This window comes from Pantoea sp. ME81, assembly GCF_903970985.1.
Lineage (GTDB): Bacteria > Pseudomonadota > Gammaproteobacteria > Enterobacterales > Enterobacteriaceae > Pantoea > Pantoea communis.
In genome coordinates this window covers 1-21068 of sequence record NZ_CAJCKS010000043.1, presented here as the reverse complement: position 1 = coordinate 21068, position 21068 = coordinate 1, and the positions used below count along the sequence as shown (strand labels likewise).

The window sequence follows — 21068 nt, the reverse complement described above, 5'->3', positions numbered from 1 at the left end:
GGAGCACTTTAATATGAACTCTCACCTCGAAAAAAGGGTGATGCGTAAAGTGACGTTACGCATTGTGCCCTTCATCATGCTGCTCTATTTCATCGCTTTTCTCGATCGCGTCAACATTGGTTTTGCCGCGTTAACCATGAATCAGGATTTAGGATTCTCGCCCACGGTATTTGGTTTGGGCGCCGGGATCTTTTTCCTCGGTTATTTTTTATTTGAAGTCCCCTCGAACTTAATTCTGCATAAAGTGGGTGCGCGTATCTGGATTGCCCGTGTGATGATCACCTGGGGATTGGTCTCCGGCTGCATGGCCTTCGTGCAAGGCACCACCAGTTTCTACACCCTGCGATTCCTGCTCGGTGTGGCAGAAGCCGGTTTCTTCCCCGGCATCATCCTCTATCTCAGCTACTGGTTCCCGGCAGCAAAACGGGCGCAGGTCACGGCCATTTTCATGGCCGCGGCGCCACTCTCGACCGCGCTGGGATCGCCGATTTCCGCTGCCTTGCTGGAAATGCATGGCTTCCTGGGCTACGCAGGCTGGCAGTGGATGTTTGTGCTGGAAGCCATCCCCGCCCTGGTGCTCGGCGTGGTGGTGCTGTTCTTCCTCACCGACCGTCCGGCCAAAGCCAAATGGCTGACTGATGAAGAGCGCGCGTGGCTGGAGAACACCATGCAGGCTGAAGAGCATGCGCGGGCGGCTAAACAGAGTCACAGCAGCGCATGGCGTGGGCTGGCCGATAAGCGTGTGCTGGCTCTGGCGCTGGTCTACTTCGGCACCTCCGCCGGGTTGTATACGCTCGGCATTTGGTCACCGCAAATCATTCGCAGCTTTGGCGCTTCCTCGCTGGAGATCGGTTTCCTCAACGCCTTCCCGGCCGTGATCGGCGTCATCGCCATGATCCTGTGGGCACGTCATTCCGACCGCACCAAAGAGCGCAGCTGGCATGTGATGGGTGCCTGTTTGCTGGCGACGGCAGGACTGATTTACGCCGGTAACGTCAGCACGCTGTTTGCCGTGATCGTCGCACTGACGCTGGTGACCGTGGGGATCAGCGCCTCAAAACCGCCACTGTGGAGCATGCCAACCCTGTTCCTCAGTGGCCCGGCAGCGGCAGCGGGTATCGCCACCATAAACTCCCTCGGCAACCTCGGCGGTTTTGTCGGCCCGATGATGATTGGTGTCATCCGTCAGCAAACCGGTAGCTACACCTGGGGGTTGTACTTTGTCGCCGGATTACTGGCGCTCTCCGCCCTCGTGGTCCTGATTCTTTCTGCCGGGACGAATAAGCCGCAAACGGCAGAGATTCCTCATCCTCATACTCATTGACTGGAGAAATAACCATGCGTAATTACAAAATTGCCGCTATTCCCGCTGACGGTATCGGTCCGGAAGTGATTTCGGCAGGCGTGGAAGTGTTGCACGCTGTGGCGCGTCACGATGAACAACTGAAGTTTGATGTTGAAACTTTTGACTGGGGTTCGGATTACTACAAACAACATGGCGTGATGATGCCCGAAGATGGCCTGAACACGCTGAAAAAGTTCGATGCGATTTACTTCGGCGCGGTAGGTGCACCGGATGTGCCAGACCACATCACCCTGTGGGGCCTGCGTCTGCCGATTTGCCAGGGCTTCGACCAGTACGCCAACGTGCGTCCAACTAAGATCCTGCCGGGCGTGACCTCGCCGCTGCGCAATCGCGGTCCGGGCGATCTCGATTGGGTTATCGTGCGTGAAAACTCTGAGGGCGAATACTCTGGCAACGGCGGTCGTGCGCACCGTGGCTTGCCGGAAGAAGTGGGCACGGAAGTGGCGATCTTCACGCGCGTTGGTGTCACCCGCATCATGCGTTATGCCTTTAAACTGGCGCAGTCACGTCCACGTAAGTTGCTGACCGTGGTGACCAAGTCCAACGCCCAGCGTCACGGCATGGTGATGTGGGATGAGATTGCCGCCGAAGTGGCGCTGGAGTTCCCGGATGTGCAGTGGGACAAGATGCTGGTCGATGCGATGACGCACCGCATGACGCTGCATCCGCAGACGCTGGATACCATCGTTGCCACCAACCTGCATGCCGACATCCTCTCCGATCTGGCCGGTGCACTGGCGGGCAGTCTGGGCGTGGCCCCGACCGCTAACATCGATCCGGAACGCCGCTTCCCGTCGATGTTCGAACCGATTCATGGCTCAGCATTTGATATTACCGGCAAAGGCATCGCCAACCCGATTGCGACCTTCTGGACAGCGGTGCAGATGCTGGAACATCTGGGCGAACATAATGCGGCAGCGTTGATCATGGCTGGGATTGAATACGTGTGTGAGAAAGGGATTTTGACGCCGGATATCGGGGGTACGGCTAATACCGCTGATGTGACCCGCGCCGTGGTGAAGTTTATTGAGGCTAAAGCAAAGGTGGCTGAGACGGTATAAAGTTGGAAATGGGAATATAGGGAGATCCTTCGGGATCTCTTTTAATGAATGAAAGTTAGTACCCTGCCAGAGCCGATATTATCCTCTTACTTTTAGATTCAGTCTAAGCTCTAAATAGTTGTAGGGGGACGATTACATAATATAAAGGAAGCTATTACCTCATCAAAATCTTAGACTGATAGATTCATTGTTCCAAAAGAGATCAAAATGAATAGCATTAAACATATCTTAAAAATTCAAATCCAATATTGATTTCCTTACAATTTGTCAGAAAAATTATCCAGGAAGAAAATGAAAAAGTCATTTTATTTACTTGCCATACTCTTTCTCACCTTTTCATTTAATACCTATGCAGTAATCAGTATTACAAGTGCACAATATGATTTAAGTAGAAACATTACCTATAGCTACAGTGCATCAGGTGGCAATCCCACCACGGGTCCTGTCTGCAGAACAGGAGGTGCGGGTTGTTGGTTTGGCATTTGGGTAACCGACAACAGTGACGGTACTGGGACTGCTATAGTGGCAACACGATATGTTTTCGTCTCTACCAGGGCGACATGGTCAGAGGCAAATAATGTATTTTTAAGAACTCACCCTGCCAGTGGCAATGTGAGTTATCGTTCCTCTGGGCGAGCACCCTATACAGTGTGTGTTGGTGGTAACGGTGCACTCGCCGGATATTTTCCCGGCATTGACTATCAAAATCAGCCTGGCACGGTTTGCCGCACGGCCTCGGCCCCGCCTATACCCACCAGTTGTTCTTTCTCAGGCTCACCGAACATTGATCACGGCACGCTTCAGGCTGACAAGGTCAATGGCAAGCAGGACAGTGTTTCCATCAATGTGAACTGCAACCGCGCCACATCAGCCACTATCGCCAGCCTGGGTGGCACTATAAATTTGGGTGGCGGAGTCACTTCAACACTCACCTTTGATGGCCGTAGTTCGGGCTCCATTTACCTGCCCAGCGGTACTTCCACTCACTCGGTGGCCTCTACATTGAAAGCAACTAATCCAACACCCGGAGATAAGAGCGGCAGCGGCACCATAGTGATCAATCTTCCTTAATGTCGCTTTTATGAAAACTGCATCTAGCCCCCTATTCTCACTGCCCGGCAATTGCCGGGTTTTTATCGTTAAACTTGCATAGAAAACGATTGCGCCCGAAACTATTCTCTCCCTAATCCTGATTTGCATGGAAGAGAAAGGAATGGCGTTATGACGCAGAATGGCATCCCAGCTAACCGCACCTTGCTGCTCGCGCTGCTGGTCGCAGTCACCTTCTTTATGGAAAACCTCGACGCCACCGTCATCACCACCGCTATTCCCCAAATGGCGCGCGATTTCGCTGCCAGTCCGGTAGCGCTTAACGTCGGCGTCAGCGCTTATTTATTAGCAGTGGCGGTGGGCATTCCCATGAGCGGCTGGCTGGCGGAACGCTACGGTGCGCGCAACGTTTTTGCCTGTGCGATTCTGATTTTTACTGTTGCATCGATACTGTGTGGGCTCAGCGATACCCTGCCAATGTTCGCGTTAAGCCGCGTTTTGCAGGGGATTGGCGGCGCGATGATGGTGCCAGTAGGACGCATGGTGGTGCTGCGTGTGACAGAAAAAAAGGACATGGTGAAAACCATCGCCTTTATTACCTGGCCAGGATTGATTGCCCCGGTACTCGGTCCACCGCTCGGTGGCCTGATAGTAACTTATGGACATTGGCCCTGGATCTTCTGGCTCAATATCCCACTCGGCATTATCGCCATTATTGCGACCGTTTATCTGGTGCCCCAATTCAAAGCACAGCAAACACGTCCCTTTGATGTGCGCGGATTTGTGCTGACCGCTACCGCCTGTACCGCGCTCATTATCTCTTTGGAAGCGCTAGGGCAAATGTACCTTAATCTCGGTATTCCATTGCTGTTACTTGGCGTGTTATGTAGCGTTCTGGCCTATCGCCATAGCTTCAGCCATCCACAATCGCTGCTGCCGTTCAGTGCCATGACCATTAATACCTTCCGAAATGCCGTTGTAGGCGGTTCACTTTTTCGTGCTTCGATAAACGCCGTGCCGTTTCTGCTTCCTCTGCTATTCCAGCTTGGCTTTGGCTGGAGTGCTGCGCAGGCAGGCGCCATGGTGCTGTGGGTATTTGCCGGTAATCTGGCGATGAAACCGGCCACCACCTGGCTAATGAAGCGATTTGGCTTTCGTCAGGTGCTAATGGTGAACGGCTTAATCAGCCTGGTCGCAATGTTGGGTTGCCTGCTGCTTAGCCCTTCACTTGGCTATTTCGCGATTGCTGCCATTCTGTTTATCGGCGGGTTGTCGCGCTCGCTGCAGTTCAGTTGTTACAACAGCTTAGGGTTTGCCGATGTACCCCTGGCCAAAATGAGTGACGCCTCTGTGGTGTTTAGTATCTTCTTCCAGTTCAGCATGAGCGCCGGCATTGCACTTGCCGCCCTGTTCTTACGCGGAGCCATGCTGTGGCACGAACATGCAACCATTAAGCAGAATGACATTCATATCGCTTTCGCGGGTGTAGCTTTGCTGGTGCTAATGTCCTTGTTTGATGTCTGGCGGCTGGAGAAAAATGCTGGTGCACAGGTACTGAGCCGTTAACAATAAAACTGCCTGCGCGGATAATGCGTGGGCGGCTTTATTCATGGCTAGCTCATCAGGAGAAGCACGGTTTATTAATAAGCATCATTAACTGTTCTCGTAATATTTCCGACGCCGCTCACATTAACCGCCATCATGCGATGGTATAGTTTTCAGCAATTGGACCAATAGGTCATTCAGATTAAAACATCGACATCCTTCTCCTTCCATTCTCTTATAACTTCATTTGTAATACACCCCTGACAAATAGCCCATTCATTCACTACACCATCAGAAAACAAATCTTATTTTCATCAGATTGCTCGCTATTCATAATATCTTCCAACGACGCCAATAAAAAGAATCATAAGGCTAAGCGAAAATGAATCGTGCAGTTTCTAACCTGCATATTCAAGGAGCACCTGATAGCAGTGTGCAAATACTGACACTTCGTCAATATAAAGGCGTAATGCATCGCTTACACCTCTGATGAAGCATCAGTGAATACCATGTTTTAAATATAAAAACATCGGCAAACAAAATGGAAGATATTAAATGAAAAAGTGTATTATCGCCCTGTCCGTATTAAGCCTGTTTACTGCTTCCTCTGTCTACGCTGCAGGAAACACAGGTAAAGTGACTTTCACCGGTTCAATTATTGATTCTCCGTGTTCTATTGCTCCAGGATCATTAGATCAAACTGTATCGCTGGGTGCTATTTCTAACGTGCTGCTGGCAGACAGTGGCAACACGGGTAGCTCAACCCCTCAGATTTTTAAAATCGAACTGGAAGATTGTGTTATCGCCACTGCCGGTACGAATGACAAAGTGACTGCACGCTTCACCGGTGCAACCTCTTCCTATGATCCAGAAAGCCTTGCTTTGACCGGCGGTACCGCACGAGGTGCATCAATCCAGATGTTCACCAATGACGGTGAGAAAGTGAAAATTAATACCCCAACTGCCGCCCAGCAAGTATTCAACGGCAGCAATACCCTGACCTTCACCGCCAATGTTAAGGGTGGTGGATCTACTGCAACCATCGTTCCCGGCACATTCCAGGTGCCTGCGAACTTTGTGCTGAGCTACAACTAATCGGCCATTTCTCTCCCCTTAACCTGCGGCGATTTTGTCGCAGGTTTTTTCAACTGGATAAACTGGGAACGAATCTTTGAAGCGTATGATTTCAGGTAGTTTTAAACCCGTGATTCTACTGACCATCATACATATATCGATGCTGGCGAAAGGTGCCTTTGCCGCGGGTGAAAGTATCTCACAAGTGCACATTACTGGGTCCATTGTTGGAGCCGCTTGCAGTATTAGTTTAGATTCGCCCGACCAGACGATAAACATCGGAAACCATCCTGTTAGCGAAATGATAAAAGTAGGTCGTGGGCCAAACCACTTCTTCTCAATCGCTTTATTAGGTTGCATGTTGTATGAAAATGACACACAGCAATCTGAAATAACCAGCATGAAACTCATGTTTGATGGTGAAGAAGATGGAGGTCATTTCAAAGTATCAGGATCTGCAAAAGGCATCGCGATGATGATTAGCGATCATCATGGAAATCTGGCCTTTCCCGGAAAGCATCTAAGTCAGAGCAACGTAAACCGTGATCTGCAATTTAACTATCGGCTAAACCTGATTGGTAACAAGGACATCATTCGCTCAGGCGACCTACATTTAACGCTTCGTTTTAGAATAGATTACAATTAAAAAGGAAAACTATTATGCTGATGCGTTTTTTTTGGCATGCATTTGCCATTTCATTAATAAGCATATTAGTATTTTTTTCCTGCATCCTGGGAGCGAGAAGCACGCTCGCTGGCTCAGACATTCAGTTCAATACTGATGTGCTGGATCTTAAAGATCGTAGCAATATCGACATTAGCCAGTTTGCACGTAAGGGATTTATTTTACCTGGTGCATATACTCTCGCAATAAACATCAATTCAATCACGCTGCCAGAACGCGTGGTCAATTTCTATGCCTCTGAAGAAAACGAAAATGAAACCTTAGCCTGTATCACTCAGGAACTCATTCCTCTTCTGGGTTTGAAGGATAAGTTCTCCTCGCAGCTTCAATGGTGGCATCACGGGGAATGCTTAAATCTGAACAGTGTTGCAGGGATGTCAACGCGAGCTGATTTAGGTAGATCAACGTTACTGATCAACATTCCTCAAGCTTTTTTGGAATATAGCAGTTCTTCATGGGATCCCCCCGCACGATGGGAAGAAGGCATAGCGGGTGCGCTGTTTGACTATAACCTCAATTTTCAGACCATTAAGCAAAATGCGGTAGGCAGTAAAAGTCATACAAATTTATCGGGTAATGGCACGACCGGTGCCAATCTGGGTGCCTGGCGCGTACGTGCGGATTGGCAGGGTCGATATGACCATCAATCTGCAGGTGGCGGCGCACAAACTCCGCAGAACTGGGACTGGAATCGGTTTTATGCGTTTAGGGCAATAAAAAGACTGGGTGCCAAATTAACGCTGGGCGAAGACTATCTGAACTCATCGATTTTCGATGGCTTTCGTTTCACGGGTTTAAGTCTGGCGACAGATGACAACATGCTGCCCCCGAACCTCCGCGGCTATGCTCCTGAGATCAGTGGTGTGGCGAAAAGTAACGCCAAAGTCATCATCAGCCAGCAGGGTCGCGTCATTAAAGAGGTGCAAGTAGCGGCAGGCCCGTACCGCATTCAGGACCTTGATAGCGCCGTTTCCGGCAATCTGGATGTTCGCATTGAAGAACAGGATGGCAATATTGAACAATTTCAGGTCAATACAGCGACTATCCCTTACCTGACCCGCCCAGGACAGATTAGATACAAGTCCTCAATAGGCAGACCTTCAAATTTCGCACATCACACTGAAGGGCCACTCTTCGCGACGGGCGAACTTTCATGGGGAATCAGTAATGGTTGGTCCCTGTACACCGGTGGAATGGGCGGTGGTGACTACCATGCCCTGTCTCTTGGCGTCGGCCGGGACTTACTTGCACTGGGCGCAATTTCCACAGATGTCACTGTCTCAAATTTAAAAGACCATAACCGTGACACGCAGAGAGGCAATGCCTGGCGCGCAAGTTATGCCAAACGATTCGAGGATACAGGTAGCCAGGTATCATTCGCTGGCTATCGTTTTTCGGATGATGGTTTTCGTTCGATGGGAGATTACCTCAATGGTTTAAAAGGTAATGTCGATAACGGGCGCAGCAAAGAAATGTACACGGTTTCTTTGAACCAGCAATTCGAATCGCTAAACCTTGCCACTTATCTCAATTACAACCATCAGACGTATTGGAATCAGCAGGCAAATGACCGCTATGACTTCTCATTATCAAAAAACATGGATTTGATGAAGTTTAAAAATGTCAGCTTGTCATTAACTGCATATCGAAGCGCATTGGGTCAAAACAATGACAAAGGCGTATATATGTCATTTTCACTACCATGGGGACAATCTGGCACCGCCAGTTACAATAACTCTTACTCAAAAGGTAATAACCTCAATAGCGTGAGTTATTATGATCGTATTGGTGATGCTGATTCCTATCAGATTAGTGCTGGCGTGGCTAACAGTGATACTGATATCGGAGGTTACTACACGCACAAAGGCAGCCTCGCCCAATTAAACACGTCAGTGAGTTACCGTGAGAGTCAATATCAAGCATTAGGTGTGTCACTGCAAGGCGGTGCAACCCTCACTCCAAATGGTGGCGCATTTCACAGTAGCAGCGTTGCGGGTAGAACACGCATGTTAGTTGATACCGATGGCGTTGCAGGTGTGCCTGTTTCTGGCTACGGTCACTCGATCAATACCAACTATTTTGGTAAAGCCGTTATTACGGATATCAATAGTTATTATCGTAATAGCATCCGAATCAACCTCGATAAATTAGCTGATGACATTGAGGTAACGAAATCCGTTTCACAAGGTACTTTAACTGAAGGTGCCATTGGCTACCGCGCGTTCAATGTCACCCATGGTGGAAAAGCCATCGCTACGGTCCGTCTTGAAGATGGTTCAGCACCGCCATTTGGCGCAAGCGTATTTAATCTAAAAAATCAGGAAACCGGCATTATCAATGATGATGGCAATGTTTATCTGAGCGGTATTCAGCCTGGCGAAGCGATGACGGTGCGCTGGAACAATGCCGATCAGTGCACGATAACGCCTCCACTGAATCTAACCAATGAAATAACCACAAACTTACTGCTTCCTTGCATTAAAGTTTAATCAAAAAATCACTTATAAATATTACATTTAATAATTAAGAGATGAACTCTCATGAAAAAAATAACATTGAAAAAAGCAGCCGTTATCACATTAATACTCAATACTGGCATCCAATCTGCCGTGGCAGCTGTCTCTCTTGACCGAACGCGAGTCATCTATCCGGGTTCAGAAAAATCAGTCAGCTTAACGGTCAGTAACAAAAATGAATCGCTGCCTTATCTCGCCCAGGGATGGCTTGAGAATGATAAAGACGAAAAACTTGAAAATAACAGTCCTTTTATCGTCGTTCCACCCATTCAACGCATCGAACCGAAAGAAGAAAGCCAGGTTAAAATCCAGGCTTTAACCTCATCTGAGGCCTTTAAACACCTTCCTAACGATCGTGAGTCGCTCTTTTATTTTAATTTGAGAGAGATCCCCCCTAAAAGTGACAAACCTAATGTCCTGCAGATTGCATTACAGACACGGATCAAATTTTTCTATCGCCCGGCAGATTTGGCCGAAGCAGCGGCTGCTCAGCATGCAACACCTTTTCAGGAAAAAATGACATTACTAAAATCAGGGGAAAAATATACAGTTAAAAACCCTACTCCTTATTACATTACCTTGATTGGTGCGAGCGCAAAAAAAGAAGGCAACGTTATTAAAGGATTCGAATCTATCATGATCCCTCCTTTCAGTCAGGCTCCATTGGGAGGAAGTGCATCATCATTGGGCAAGAACCCGGTGTTAGTTTACGTGAATGATTACGGTGGCCAGCCCTCGCTGATATTTAGCTGTAAGGGAAATGAATGTCATGTGGATCCGCAGCACAACGGATAACCGGGCACGCTGAACAAGAGAATAAAATTAATGATGAAGAAACCCGCTCTAAAATGCATAACATTGCACATATGCATTTCCGTCGCGGCCTGGTTATTTTCACCACTGGCCATCGCGGTATTTAAAGATGGTGCAATTGGGAGCCACTTTGGTGTGCTGCGAGTTTATGGAACGTTGACCGAAAGTACATGCTATCTGGATATGCATTCAGCCGATCAGTCGATTGATTTAGGTAACATTACGACCGCGAACTTCCATAATGTCGGTGATCAGGGCCCATTAATTCCTGTGTCGCTAACATTACATGATTGTTTGCGTAATGCATCAAACCCTCAACGGGAGAAAGATAATGTCGCCTGGAATGCGCATCAACCGGCGGTGTCGTTTTCTTTCACCGGCGTAGAGGATGCGGCTAATCCACAGCTTTTTCAGGCCCAGGGGGTTAAGGGTATCGGATTACGTTTAAAAGACGCATCATTCAATAATATTATTATTGGACAACGAGGCAAGCCAGTGTTATTGCAACCTGATGATAGCCAGATCGTTTATTACATTACTGCGGAACGTACCCGAGGAGAATTAAGTGCAGGGAATTACTCCGCCAATATAAACTTCAGGTTAAGCTATGAATAGTCAGGTCTCTGCACTTGCATACACTTGTGCTGCCATATGCTTAATGAGTCTGGCTCCGACTAAGTCTGTATATGCTTTTTCTGTGGGAGCCACCGTTAAAGTTAAAGTCCTCGCGCCGCCCTGTGATCTCAACAAAGGAAACGACATTGCTGTCGATTTCGGCAAAGGAATTCTCGCCTCGACGATTAACGGGAAAAATTATGAAAGAACGCTATCCTACACACTTGAATGCCCTGCAACGGTGTCAAAACTGCTAAAAATGCAGTTTTCAGGTACGGGGGCTGCATTTAACTCAACCCTATTAAGTACCAACAAGAATAACCTGGGCATTGAGATCAAATATGACGGCGTTAAGGTGCCCGTTAATGATTGGTTCAACTTTACCTATCCTGACCAACCTGTTTTAACAGCTGTCTTAGTGAGAAACAGTACGGGTGGGATTAGCCTGGGATCATTCTCTGCGACAGCAATGCTGACAGTTGAATATCAATAAATGTTATTCAGTGGTGAGGAGCACTCACTCGGTCCGCTTCAAGGAATGCTGCATAATCGCAGCATTCCTATGTCAGAAATCTACGCGCTAAAATGACCTAAGCGCCGTTTCCAGCCGATCCAGCGCGTAGAGAATGCCATAGCTGCGCGCCTGCTGTTCATCCGGCAGCGGCAACCAAATGTCGGCCTGACTCGCCAGATTCAGCTTAGTCGGGCAGATGGCAATCACCGGCGTTATTTGGATATGCGCATGGTGCACCGCGCTCAACACGCTGCTGTTCACCACATCCGGCGCGAGGATCAGCAGTAAATCATCCGGCTGTAATCGGCTTAACGTCATGCGCAGCAGGTTATCGTCCTGGATCCATGCCAGCGCCAGACCTGTCGCCGTTAATCGCTGGTGTACTTCAGCCACCAGGGGCGTGGTCTGCCCTGCCGCACCAATCAACAGCACGCTGCGAGCTTTAACTAGCATTCGCGCCGCCCGCTCCCAGGTCTCGGTTTCAGCCAATGACCACTGCTGGGCTAACGCCTGATGAATTGCCCCCAGCTGTGGAATACCCTGCACGTTTGGCGCTGAAGGCACCGAACTGGCCCTGGCCAGCCGCATACGCAATTCACGAATATCTTCACAACCCACGGATCGGGCAAAACGGGTGATGGTGGCCGCACTGACTTCAGCGCGTCCGGCTAATTGCTCAATCGTGGCCGATGCGGCAAACGCGACATCGTTAAGGATCGCCAGCGCCACACGATTTTCCTGCTGGCTCAGCGATGGCTGGCGCTGCCGGATGACATCGAGAAATGCCCCTTCCTGCTGTCCTGCTTTGCGCACCTGATGCAGGAAATCATCCAGATCGCGACAGCCTGCCGATACCGCAAAGCGGCGCAGGACTTCAGGACTCACCCCTGCCTGCGTTGCCAGACTTTCCATTGTCGCCTGCGTGCTGACATGCAAGTTTTCCAGAATAAAACGCGCCAGCTTAGATTCCGGCGCATCCGCGCGTGCCGACTGCTGCCGCAGTTGCCAGACAATATCCATCCGCTCACCACATCCTCTCGTTGCGAACATCCATCATGCATGAAAATATTTTTCAGTGTGAGTTTTTTTTCAGCTATTCCACCACTACCAGCGTTTAAAACCGCTTATATTAACGATAAATTACAGCACCGATCACAGTCGTGAAAAATATTTTCACGAACATTCATAAGATAAGTCATTAATTTTAAATCGTTAATTATTCATTCATCAGAAAACCGTCTGTCCAGAGGGTATTTACACCGTCTCCAACACGGGTCTTTAATGGCCCCGACAAATCACAGGAGGAAATCATATGCGTATCGTACTTTGCTGTGCTGCAGGGATGTCCACCAGCATGCTGGTCAACAAAATGCAGAGCGCTGCCCAGGGGCGCGGGCTAACGATAGATATCAAAGCGGTGCCGGTAGCGGAATTCGAACGCATCCTGCCGGATGCCGACGTGGTGCTGCTCGGCCCGCAAGTAAAGTTTGAAGCCGCCCGCCTGACTGCCATCGCCGCGCCACAAGGCAAAGCGGTCGCCGTCATCGACATGATGGATTACGGCATGATGCGTGGCGAACAGGTGCTGGATACCGCCCTGGCGTTGCACACCTCGTAATACCTCCGTTTTACCCAAACTGACCGAAATAAACACGGCCTTGTGCTGTGGGGGATTCTGCATGTCCGAAGAAGTGGTTATCGAGTTTGAAGAACAAATCATGCTGCTGCTGGTACAGGCCGGTGCCGCTCGCAGTGCAGCACTGAGCGCCCTGCGATTAGCGCGTGAAGGCCAGTTTGCTGCTGCCGAGCAACAACTCATAGCTGCCAAAGAGAGCGTCAATGGCGCACACCAACAGCAGACGGCGTTGATCAGTCTTGATGAAGGCAGCGGAAAACTGCCCGTCACCCTGATTTTGGTACATGCCCAGGATCACCTGATGAACGCCATGCTGGTGCAGGATCTGGCGGGCGAAATCATTGAACTCTACCGCCGCACTGCGGCAGGAGGAACCGATGCTTAAGATAGCCATTATTGGTGGTGGCAGCAGCTACTCACCGGAACTGGTTGAAGGGATTATCAATCGCTATGCGCAGTTGCCGGTGACTGAACTTGCCCTGGTGGATGTGGAATCGGGTCGGGAGAAAGTGAATATTATTGCCGACCTCACCCGCCGCATGCTGCAGAAGAAGGGATTAGAGCAGGTCAACGTCAGCGTGCACTTTGAGCTGGATGATGCCATCCGTGGTGCCAGCTTCGTGCTAACCCAGCTACGTGTCGGCCAACTGGCTGCGCGCGCAGCTGATGAACGCCTTGGCCTGAAATATGGACGACTCGGACAGGAAACCACCGGCGTAGGCGGTTTTGCCAAAGCCCTGCGCACCATTCCGGTGATGCTGAATGTGGCGCGTAAAGTGGAAGAGCTGGCGCCCGATGCCTTCATCATCAACTTCACCAACCCTGCCGGCATCGTCACTGAAGCGGTCTCGCGCTATAGCAACGCCAAAATCATCGGCCTGTGTAACGTACCGGTGAATATGCATCATATGATTGCCGGTATGCTCGACGCGCCATGGGATGATGTGCAGTTGCGCTTTGCCGGGCTCAATCATCTGGTGTGGGTGCATCAGGTCACTTGCCGTGGCGAAGATGTCACCAAACAGGTGATTGACCAACTGTGTGATGGCCAGTCGCTGACCATGAACAATATTAAAGATATGCCGTGGTCACCGCAGTTCCTGCGGGCGCTGAATGCCATTCCCAGTCCGTATCATCGCTACTACTGGCAGACGCCGCAGATGCTGGCTGAAGAACAGGAGAAAGGTAAAAACGGTCATGAAGGCACCCGCGCTGAGCAAGTGATGAAGGTCGAAGCGGAGCTGTTCGCGCTGTATGCCGATCCGCATCTGGCGCACAAACCGGAGCAACTGAGTTTCCGCGGTGGCGCCTATTACTCTGAAGTGGCGGTCGAGCTGATCAGCGCGATTCACAACAACAGCAGCAAGAATCTGGTGGTGAACTGCCGCAATAACGGCGCGATTCACGGCCTGCCCGATGACGCGGTGGTGGAAGTGAACTGCCTGGTGGATGCCCAGGGCGCGCATCCGTTGGTGTTCGGTAAGTTGCCGCCGTTGATGAACGGCCTGACACAGCAGATTAAAGCTTTCGAGCGCTTAACCATCGAAGCGGCGGTACATGGCGATCGTAATCAGGCATTGCTGGCGCTGCTGGGCAACCCACTGGTGGGTGATGTCGCGACAGCAGAAGCCCTGCTGGACGAAGTGTTAACCCTGAACAAGCCGTGGTTGCCGCAATTCTCATCGGCTCAATAGCGCCGTAGCGGTGCAATCGCGAGAATGCGGCTCCAGATATGCCCGATAAACCGTGCCGCTGCACAATTGAGGGCATCTGGCAATGTAAGATCACCTGCACCAACGCTAACAGCGCGATTTATCCGCCGCTAGCGTTGGTGCAAATAGACCGCTAATTATCATTTTGTTGCGCCATTGAGCCTGAGGAGGCCCTGTGTCCAACCGTACTCTTATTGAACGTTATGTGTTGCCCGCAGCGCTGAAAGTCGCCGGACAAAAGCATGTGCTCTCGGTGCGTGACGGCATCATTCTCAACATGCCGTTTATGCTGATTGGCAGTTTCTTCCTGATCTTCGCTTACCTGCCGATTCCGGCGTGGGGCCATTTGATGGCGGATCTGTTTGGCGACACCTGGCGCAACAAATTGCTCTATCCGGTGCGCGCCACCTACGACATCATGGCGCTGATTTCCAGCTTCGGTATCGCCTATCGTCTGGCGGAGAAGTACCGCACGCTGGATCCGCTCACCAGCGGCGCCATGGCGTTAGTGGCCTTTGTGATGACCATTCCGCAGCAGACGCTGTTTGCCCCGGTGGAAAATGCACCCGCACAGCTGGTGACCGGCGTCCTGCCGATCTCGATGATTGGCAGCCAGGGCTTGTTCGTGGCCATTGTGATTGCGCTGATGTCGACGGAGATTTATCGCTTCGTCCACAGCCGCAATCTGGTGATTAAGATGCCGGAAGGCGTGCCGCCTGCGGTGGCAAAATCCTTCCTCGCGCTGGTGCCCGGCTTCTGCGTGCTGGCGGTGGTGCTGATCATCCGTCTGGCAGTGGAAGCCTCGCCGTTTGGCGACATCAACAACCTGATCGCCACCGTGATTGGATTGCCGATGCACCACGTCGGCGGCACGCTGCCGGGCATGATCTTCTCGGTGCTACTGATTGGCATTCTCTGGACGCTGGGGTTGCACGGCGATGCCATTGTGCTGGTGTTCATCCAGCCGGTCTGGCTCTCCAACATGAGTGAAAACCTCGAAGCGTTCCAGCATAACCAGCCGATTCCGCACATCTTCACGCAGCAGTTTTATGATCTGTGGATAGCGCCTGGCGGCACCGGTGCGTTGCTAGGGCTGGTGATCTTTATGCTGATCCGCTCTCGCAGCCGCCAGATGAAACAGCTAGGTAAGATTGCAGGACCCGCCGCGCTGTTCAACATCAGTGAGCCGTTGGTGTTTGGCATTCCGCTGGTGATGAACCCGTACCTGTTCCTGCCGTTTATTCTCACCCCGGTGGTGCTGGTGATTGTCTCCTGGGCGGCCATGACCACCGGACTGGTTGCCCCGCCAGCCGGCATCGCCCTGCCGTTTACCACGCCGATATTTGTCAGCGGCTATCTGGCAACTGGGGGGCACATTTCCGGCACGGTGTTACAGGTGGTTAACCTGGCGATCTCGATGGTGATTTACTATCCGTTCTTCCGCGTATGGGATCGTTTGAAACAGCGCGAAGAACAACAAAGCGAACAGCAGGCTCAGGCTGTAGCAGGGAGTGCGGTAGTCTCATAGTTCCCGGCCAACCCCTGCGTGGCAATAGCGATACGCATGACTGCGCGCCCTGCAAAATAGGTTTAATGATTTTGCAGGGTCGCCGTGTAGTCGCATTGCCCGCCATTCTTCCATTTTCCGCAACAATGACTTCGCAAACCCGGCTATTCTGCCGCGCCACAGGCTGTGCCAACCTTTAGACAGGGTTCGGGATCATCCCGGCCACCACTAAAGGACATTGATGATGAAACTCTACCACTTCCCGCTTTCTGGTCATGCGCACCGTGCACGTCTGTTTCTGTCCCTGCTCGACCTGCCACACGAGGTGATTGATGTTGATCTCGCTAACGGTGAACACAAATCCCCGGCGTTTCTCGCCATCAACCCATTCGGCCAGGTGCCGGTGCTGGAAGATGACGGCGTGTATATCTCCGACTCCAACGCCATTCTGGTTTATCTGGCGAAAAAATCAGGTCGCAGTGAGTGGTTGCCTGAAGATGCACTGGGTGCGGCGCAGGTGCAGCGCTGGTTGTCTGTCGCGGCAGGTGAACTGGCTTATGGCCCTTGCGCGGCACGCTTGATTACCGTGTTTGGTCGCCCGTTCAACCCTGACGAAGTAATCGCCCGTGCGCACACCATTTTGGCGTTAATGGATCAACATCTTACCGGTCGTGAATGGCTGGTCGGCGATCGCCCGACCATCGCGGATATCGCACAGTACAGCTACCTGATCGGCGCGCCGGAAGGCAATGTGGATCTCTCTGGCTATCCGGCGGTCAATGCGCTGTTACGCCGTATTGAAGCGTTGCCGGGCTTTGTTCCCTTCCCGCAAACCGCTGCCGGTCTGCGCAGCATCGCGTGAGTTAACTATCATGGGCGAGAAACTTCCGGTATGGCATGCAGGTGAAATAGCCCTGCAGCAGCAAGCGGGCGTAGCCGAACGCATGGCGGAAGTCGGCCAACGTGTGATTCGCGACTACATGCCCGATCAGCATCGTCACTTCTACGCGCAACTGCCGTTTATCGTGGTAGGCAGCGTGGACCCGCGAGGCGATGCCTGGGTTACGCTGCTGGAAGGCCAGCCCGGTTTTATTTTCTCGCCCAATGCCACCACGCTGGATATTGCCGCCCAGCCGGATCCCCGCGATCCGGCTGCAGCCGGGTTCACTGATGGCGCTCCGGTTGGCCTGCTCGGCATTGAGTTGCACACCCGTCGCCGTAACCGCATGAACGGCGTGTTGAGCGCGATTGGCGGTGGCTTTCGGGTACAGGTGGAGCAGAGTTTCGGCAACTGTCCGCGCTACATTCAGCTGCGCGATTTCCGCTTTGCTCGTTCGCCCGATGAGTCGGCTCTTGGTGAGGTTGAAGTGCTCAGCACGCTTGATGAGGCGGCCCGCACCACCATCGCCACCGCCGATACGTTTTACGTCGCGACTTACGCCAATCATCAGGTTGATGCCTCGCATCGCGGCGGCAAACCTGGTTTTGTGCGTGTGGATGAAGATGGCCTGCTGACCATTCCCGATTTTAACGGCAACCTGTTTTTCTCCACGCTCGGCAACATCCAGCAAAACAGCAAAGCAGGACTGCTGTTTGTTGATTACCCCAGCGGCGATACGCTGCAAATGACCGGGGATGCCAGCGTGATCCTCGACTCGCCGGAGATCGCGGCATTCCAGGGCGCCGAACGGTTGTGGACATTCCGCCCTCGCCGCATCGTGCGTCGTCATGCCGCCCTCGCCTTGCGCTGGGAAACGGAAGCAGGCGGTATCTCACCGGCGTCAGAAATGACGGGTGACTGGCAATCGGCTGCCGAACGCCTGCGTGCCAGCGAACTGGCGCGACGCTGGCGGCCTTTTAGGGTGACGAAGATTGTCGATGAGAGCGCATCGATTCGCTCGTTTCATCTGATGCCAGATGATGGCGCGGGTTTGCTGGCGCATCAGGCCGGACAGCACTTGCCGATTCGCGTGCAGTTGCCTGGTACAGACAAACCGCTGATTCGTCACTACACCCTGTCGGTTGCGCCGTCGGACGGTTTTTACCGCATAAGCGTCAAACGCGATGGCGTGGTCTCGTGCTATCTGCACGATCATCTTCGGGTTGGTGATCGAATTGATACCCGTGCGCCAGCCGGTGATTTCACTATCGATGCGCAAGAGACACGCCCAGCGGTGTTGATGGCGGCGGGTGTCGGCATCACCCCGATGCTGGCGATGCTGCGCCACCTGGTTTATGAAGGACGCCGCAAACAGCGCATGCGCCCGACCTACTTTTTCCAGTCCGCGCGCAACAAAGCGGAACGCCCTTTTGTACGCGAACTGGATGCGTTGCTGGCGGCCTCACAGGGCGCATGCAAAATGGTGCGCGTGTTGAGCCAACCGGACGGTGCCGAACAGGGATTCGATTACGATGTCGCTGGGCGCATCGATATGGCGCTGCTTTCACAGGTGCTGCCCTTTAACGACTACGACTTTTACCTGTGTGGCCCTCCGCAGTTTACTCAGGCGTTATATGGCGGGCTGCGCAGCTACAATATCGCCGACAAACGCATTCACGCGGAGGCTTTTGGTCCTTCGTCGCTGCAGCGTCACAAAGATGAAGCGGACCCCGAATTGGCGCTGCCAGCGGTCGCAACGAGCGACGTACCGATTAAATTTATGACGTCGCTGAAAGAGGCGCGCTGGACACCGCAAAGTGGTTCACTGCTGGAGCTGGCCGAAGCGCGTGGCCTCAGCCCAGAATACAGCTGTCGTGAAGGACATTGCGGCAGTTGCAAAACCCGGTTGCTGCGAGGTGCAGTCACTTACACAACCCGCCCGAGTGCCAGTGTGGCTAAGGATGAGGTGCTGCTCTGCTGCGCGGTTCCGGCCCAGCATGATGGGAACGTTGAAGAAATTCATCTGGATATTTAAGTGTGCGCGACTGCCCGACATTCAAATTAAAGTCATAACGCACAGTAACCGATAACAGAATCATCACCTGAATCGGAGCAGTACGATGCGCATTCAACCACTGATTTTACTACTATCCATGTGTACGAGCGGGCTGACCCTCGCGCAAAGTGTTGAATTACGCGTCACGGGCGTCATTCAACCGTCAGGTTGCGAAACGCAGGTCATTCAGTCAACACTTTCGGCATCATCACTCAGTACGCCGTATACGTTTCAGTGTCAGCCAGGAAATAATGCGGTATTACGCCAGGCTTATACACCTGATGGAGCGAAGATCGACATGACCGCTGCCGGGGGTAAACCCGGTGAAACCCACGGCCAACTGACTTTACATCGTATGCCCACCACAGGTGCGCATAATGCTTACCTTGAGGTTTATTACTATTAGCGACATGCCTAATACTTATGGGTTTAAGCATTGACGTTGTAGTTGAAGTGACATTAAGGCGAGAAAGCCGAACAAGATTATAAATATCGCGGCTGGTATGAATTTAAAACCAGCCGCGCATGACACAAAATTTTATTTATCTACCGGCCCACAACCACCGATGATTTTAGATATAGATACTGCCGGATGAAGCAGATAATCGTAGTCACAGTTCTTTTCTTTGTTGTATACGCTTCCAGTACATCCAGACAGCAGAGCCACTACCGCAGCGGCAATTGAAAACTTGATGAGCTTATTCATAATAACGCGTCCATTTGTTAAAAGTGTTTTTGAAGATGTTGAATCACCACTCCCGCTCACTAAAAATCAAGAAACCACTGAAAATAGTGAGCAACAGAACATAAGCACCTCACAGCGCTTATGCGATAAATTATCAATTAAATACATAACTAAAGACAACATGACGAACAATCTCATGGTTATCATTTTTTGATTGAATTTTTGTAGTGGAAATCTGACAATTTCCATTAATGTCAGGAAATCCTTTAGGTTGATAATATTAATCATCAATTAAAGAGTTAGCAGGAATTTTAGGAAAATGACTAAAGCAGTGTTTAAACTGGTTATTTCGTTGTGAAGGATTAATCAGCATCCATACCGAATATGGCCTTCAGACGATCATATAATGTTGGCGACTACGCAAAATTGAAAACACATCATTATTCTTACTGGCTCAAAAAATTTATCATATGTAACATTACCTACAGTTACTGCATGAATGTTAATTAGGGATAGGTAATGGCACTTCAGAGAAAGTTGGCTTTAAACAGTGAAAACTGTGCGCTTATCCGCCAGGCGTTTATGAACACTGCAATGGTGTCCGTACCAGGCAAGCCTTCACTTATGGCCCGAGGATTAATTGAGGTCGTGGCCAATGGCTCAAGTACTTGCCCGTAGAATCGCAAAATGCGTTTTCTTTATACTATTATCGCTTGCTGTTGGCAGATCGATCGGTAGCGCTGAAACGTATATCTCTCAGGATTTCGCCGATAAGATCGCAGTGTTTATCAGCGGTGAATCCAATATTGAAACTCTCTATGATGCCTATTTCTATATTGATTTTTCCATCGTGATGTCCATCACTACAGCTGTTTACTTAACAATCGCGAAGTTAATTAAAAAAACAAGGAGCAAGTAAAATGCCACTCCCTCCGTATATGTGGCTAAAAGACGGTGGTGGAGCAGATATTCAAGGATCTGTCGATGTTCAGGATCGTGAAGGCAGCATTGAAATTATCGGCATGACCCATGGCATTAACCTGTCGGTGTATGGATCTGACTGTAGATACCGTCACCTGGCAAGGGCTCTGTATCTGGTGAGCTACTGCTTAGCATACCGTTAAAGCGCAGGAATCAAGATTAATGCTTTTGATGGCGGTGAAGACGTGAAGGTGATTTAGAAACCCACAAAAGCAAAAACCCAGCCATAAAGGCTGGGTTTTCAGAATGTTGGTGCCCGGACGCGGAATCGAACCACGGACACGGGGATTTTCAATCCCCTGCTCTACCGAAGAACGGCGTGCAGGGAAAGAGTGACAGCGCTGGATAGAGTTGTCACAGCGCTCTATCTAA

Annotated in this window: 20 protein-coding genes and 1 pseudogene; 19 read left to right on the top strand and 2 right to left on the bottom strand. The window is 51.0% G+C overall.

Annotated features, from left to right (window positions below):
- Positions 1–13 precede the first annotated feature (13 nt).
- From H7A81_RS10450 to H7A81_RS10405, 10 genes are all read left to right on the top strand, one after another.
- Positions 14–1324, top strand: coding sequence for an MFS transporter (locus H7A81_RS10450; protein ID WP_182057441.1), 1311 nt, complete (start codon positions 14–16; stop codon positions 1322–1324).
- A 14-nt stretch (positions 1325–1338) separates the two neighbouring features.
- On the top strand, positions 1339–2427 hold the full coding sequence (locus H7A81_RS10445) for a tartrate dehydrogenase (RefSeq protein ID WP_182057440.1): 1089 nt from the start codon (positions 1339–1341) through the stop codon (positions 2425–2427).
- Between the two features lie 291 nt (positions 2428–2718).
- A complete protein-coding gene (locus H7A81_RS10440) occupies positions 2719–3498 on the top strand; it encodes a hypothetical protein (protein WP_182057439.1) in 780 nt (259 codons plus the stop codon).
- Positions 3499–3648: 150 nt separating this feature from the next.
- A complete protein-coding gene (locus H7A81_RS10435; RefSeq protein WP_182057438.1) occupies positions 3649–5043 on the top strand; it encodes an MFS transporter in 1395 nt (464 codons plus the stop codon).
- Between the two features lie 534 nt (positions 5044–5577).
- The gene (locus H7A81_RS10430) at positions 5578–6117 is read left to right on the top strand and encodes a fimbrial protein (protein ID WP_034823335.1); all 540 of its coding nucleotides are present in this window, start codon (positions 5578–5580) and stop codon (positions 6115–6117) included.
- 76 nt (positions 6118–6193) lie between these two features.
- Positions 6194–6742: a fimbrial protein gene (locus H7A81_RS10425; protein WP_182057437.1), complete on the top strand. Its 549-nt coding sequence runs from the start codon at positions 6194–6196 to the stop codon at positions 6740–6742.
- A 20-nt stretch (positions 6743–6762) separates the two neighbouring features.
- Positions 6763–9270 (top strand): outer membrane usher protein, encoded by a 2508-nt coding sequence (locus H7A81_RS10420; protein ID WP_370529949.1) that lies wholly within the window; start codon positions 6763–6765, stop codon positions 9268–9270.
- A 51-nt stretch (positions 9271–9321) separates the two neighbouring features.
- Entirely contained in the window at positions 9322–10092 is a 771-nt protein-coding gene (locus tag H7A81_RS10415; protein ID WP_182057435.1) for a fimbria/pilus periplasmic chaperone, read from the top strand.
- Between the two features lie 30 nt (positions 10093–10122).
- Positions 10123–10725: a fimbrial protein gene (locus tag H7A81_RS10410; protein ID WP_182057434.1), complete on the top strand. Its 603-nt coding sequence runs from the start codon at positions 10123–10125 to the stop codon at positions 10723–10725.
- On the top strand, positions 10718–11218 hold the full coding sequence (locus H7A81_RS10405; RefSeq protein WP_182057433.1) for a fimbrial protein: 501 nt from the start codon (positions 10718–10720) through the stop codon (positions 11216–11218). Before H7A81_RS10410 ends, H7A81_RS10405 begins: the two co-directional genes overlap by 8 nt.
- 87 nt (positions 11219–11305) lie before the next feature.
- Here the strand turns inward: H7A81_RS10405 and H7A81_RS10400 are convergent, their stop codons facing one another.
- Positions 11306–12259, bottom strand: a complete 954-nt coding sequence (locus tag H7A81_RS10400; protein WP_182057432.1) for a MurR/RpiR family transcriptional regulator — start codon at positions 12257–12259, stop codon at positions 11306–11308.
- Between the two features lie 292 nt (positions 12260–12551).
- Between H7A81_RS10400 and H7A81_RS10395 the strand changes: the two genes are divergently transcribed.
- From H7A81_RS10395 to H7A81_RS10365, 7 genes are all read left to right on the top strand, one after another.
- Positions 12552–12857 carry a PTS sugar transporter subunit IIB gene (locus H7A81_RS10395; RefSeq protein WP_034823341.1) on the top strand — a complete coding sequence of 102 codons (306 nt, stop codon included), beginning with the start codon at positions 12552–12554 and terminating at the stop codon, positions 12855–12857.
- A 61-nt stretch (positions 12858–12918) separates the two neighbouring features.
- Positions 12919–13260: a PTS lactose/cellobiose transporter subunit IIA gene (locus H7A81_RS10390; protein ID WP_182057431.1), complete on the top strand. Its 342-nt coding sequence runs from the start codon at positions 12919–12921 to the stop codon at positions 13258–13260.
- A complete protein-coding gene (locus H7A81_RS10385; RefSeq protein WP_182057430.1) occupies positions 13253–14569 on the top strand; it encodes a 6-phospho-beta-glucosidase in 1317 nt (438 codons plus the stop codon). Before H7A81_RS10390 ends, H7A81_RS10385 begins: the two co-directional genes overlap by 8 nt.
- Positions 14570–14762: 193 nt before the next feature.
- Positions 14763–16115, top strand: coding sequence for a PTS cellobiose transporter subunit IIC (gene celB, locus H7A81_RS10380; RefSeq protein WP_182057429.1), 1353 nt, complete (start codon positions 14763–14765; stop codon positions 16113–16115).
- A gap of 223 nt (positions 16116–16338) precedes the next feature.
- Entirely contained in the window at positions 16339–16956 is a 618-nt protein-coding gene (locus tag H7A81_RS10375) for a glutathione S-transferase family protein (protein ID WP_160833122.1), read from the top strand.
- A gap of 10 nt (positions 16957–16966) precedes the next feature.
- Positions 16967–19009: a pyridoxamine 5'-phosphate oxidase family protein gene (locus H7A81_RS10370; protein WP_182057428.1), complete on the top strand. Its 2043-nt coding sequence runs from the start codon at positions 16967–16969 to the stop codon at positions 19007–19009.
- A gap of 85 nt (positions 19010–19094) precedes the next feature.
- Complete coding sequence (locus tag H7A81_RS10365) at positions 19095–19436, top strand: hypothetical protein (RefSeq protein WP_182057427.1); 342 nt, start codon at positions 19095–19097, stop codon at positions 19434–19436.
- A gap of 132 nt (positions 19437–19568) precedes the next feature.
- On the opposite strand, the gene H7A81_RS10360 is transcribed toward H7A81_RS10365, so the two are convergent.
- Positions 19569–19736: a YhfL family protein gene (locus H7A81_RS10360; protein WP_064511320.1), complete on the bottom strand. Its 168-nt coding sequence runs from the start codon at positions 19734–19736 to the stop codon at positions 19569–19571.
- A 634-nt stretch (positions 19737–20370) separates the two neighbouring features.
- On the opposite strand from H7A81_RS10360, the gene H7A81_RS10355 reads away from it, so the two are divergent.
- Both H7A81_RS10355 and H7A81_RS27530 read left to right on the top strand, forming a co-directional pair.
- On the top strand, positions 20371–20634 hold the full coding sequence (locus H7A81_RS10355) for a hypothetical protein (protein WP_255478940.1): 264 nt from the start codon (positions 20371–20373) through the stop codon (positions 20632–20634).
- A 1-nt stretch (position 20635) separates the two neighbouring features.
- Positions 20636–20764, top strand: a pseudogene (locus tag H7A81_RS27530) (type VI secretion system tube protein Hcp); the annotation flags it as partial.
- Between the last annotated feature and the right edge of the window lie 304 nt (positions 20765–21068).

Coding starts and splice junctions, on each gene's coding strand:
- H7A81_RS10450 (WP_182057441.1), top strand. CDS start 14: ATGAACTCTCACCTCGAAAAAAGGGTGATGCGTAAAGTGACGTTACGC.
- H7A81_RS10365 (WP_182057427.1), top strand. CDS start 19,095: ATGCGCATTCAACCACTGATTTTACTACTATCCATGTGTACGAGCGGG.
- H7A81_RS10390 (WP_182057431.1), top strand. CDS start 12,919: ATGTCCGAAGAAGTGGTTATCGAGTTTGAAGAACAAATCATGCTGCTG.
- H7A81_RS10405 (WP_182057433.1), top strand. CDS start 10,718: ATGAATAGTCAGGTCTCTGCACTTGCATACACTTGTGCTGCCATATGC.
- H7A81_RS10445 (WP_182057440.1), top strand. CDS start 1,339: ATGCGTAATTACAAAATTGCCGCTATTCCCGCTGACGGTATCGGTCCG.
- H7A81_RS10435 (WP_182057438.1), top strand. CDS start 3,649: ATGACGCAGAATGGCATCCCAGCTAACCGCACCTTGCTGCTCGCGCTG.
- H7A81_RS10370 (WP_182057428.1), top strand. CDS start 16,967: ATGGGCGAGAAACTTCCGGTATGGCATGCAGGTGAAATAGCCCTGCAG.
- H7A81_RS10420 (WP_370529949.1), top strand. CDS start 6,763: ATGCGTTTTTTTTGGCATGCATTTGCCATTTCATTAATAAGCATATTA.
- H7A81_RS10360 (WP_064511320.1), bottom strand. CDS start 19,736: ATGAATAAGCTCATCAAGTTTTCAATTGCCGCTGCGGTAGTGGCTCTG.
- H7A81_RS10410 (WP_182057434.1), top strand. CDS start 10,123: ATGATGAAGAAACCCGCTCTAAAATGCATAACATTGCACATATGCATT.
- H7A81_RS10395 (WP_034823341.1), top strand. CDS start 12,552: ATGCGTATCGTACTTTGCTGTGCTGCAGGGATGTCCACCAGCATGCTG.
- H7A81_RS10430 (WP_034823335.1), top strand. CDS start 5,578: ATGAAAAAGTGTATTATCGCCCTGTCCGTATTAAGCCTGTTTACTGCT.
- H7A81_RS10415 (WP_182057435.1), top strand. CDS start 9,322: ATGAAAAAAATAACATTGAAAAAAGCAGCCGTTATCACATTAATACTC.
- H7A81_RS10400 (WP_182057432.1), bottom strand. CDS start 12,259: ATGGATATTGTCTGGCAACTGCGGCAGCAGTCGGCACGCGCGGATGCG.
- H7A81_RS10385 (WP_182057430.1), top strand. CDS start 13,253: ATGCTTAAGATAGCCATTATTGGTGGTGGCAGCAGCTACTCACCGGAA.
- H7A81_RS10440 (WP_182057439.1), top strand. CDS start 2,719: ATGAAAAAGTCATTTTATTTACTTGCCATACTCTTTCTCACCTTTTCA.
- H7A81_RS10355 (WP_255478940.1), top strand. CDS start 20,371: ATGGCTCAAGTACTTGCCCGTAGAATCGCAAAATGCGTTTTCTTTATA.
- H7A81_RS10375 (WP_160833122.1), top strand. CDS start 16,339: ATGAAACTCTACCACTTCCCGCTTTCTGGTCATGCGCACCGTGCACGT.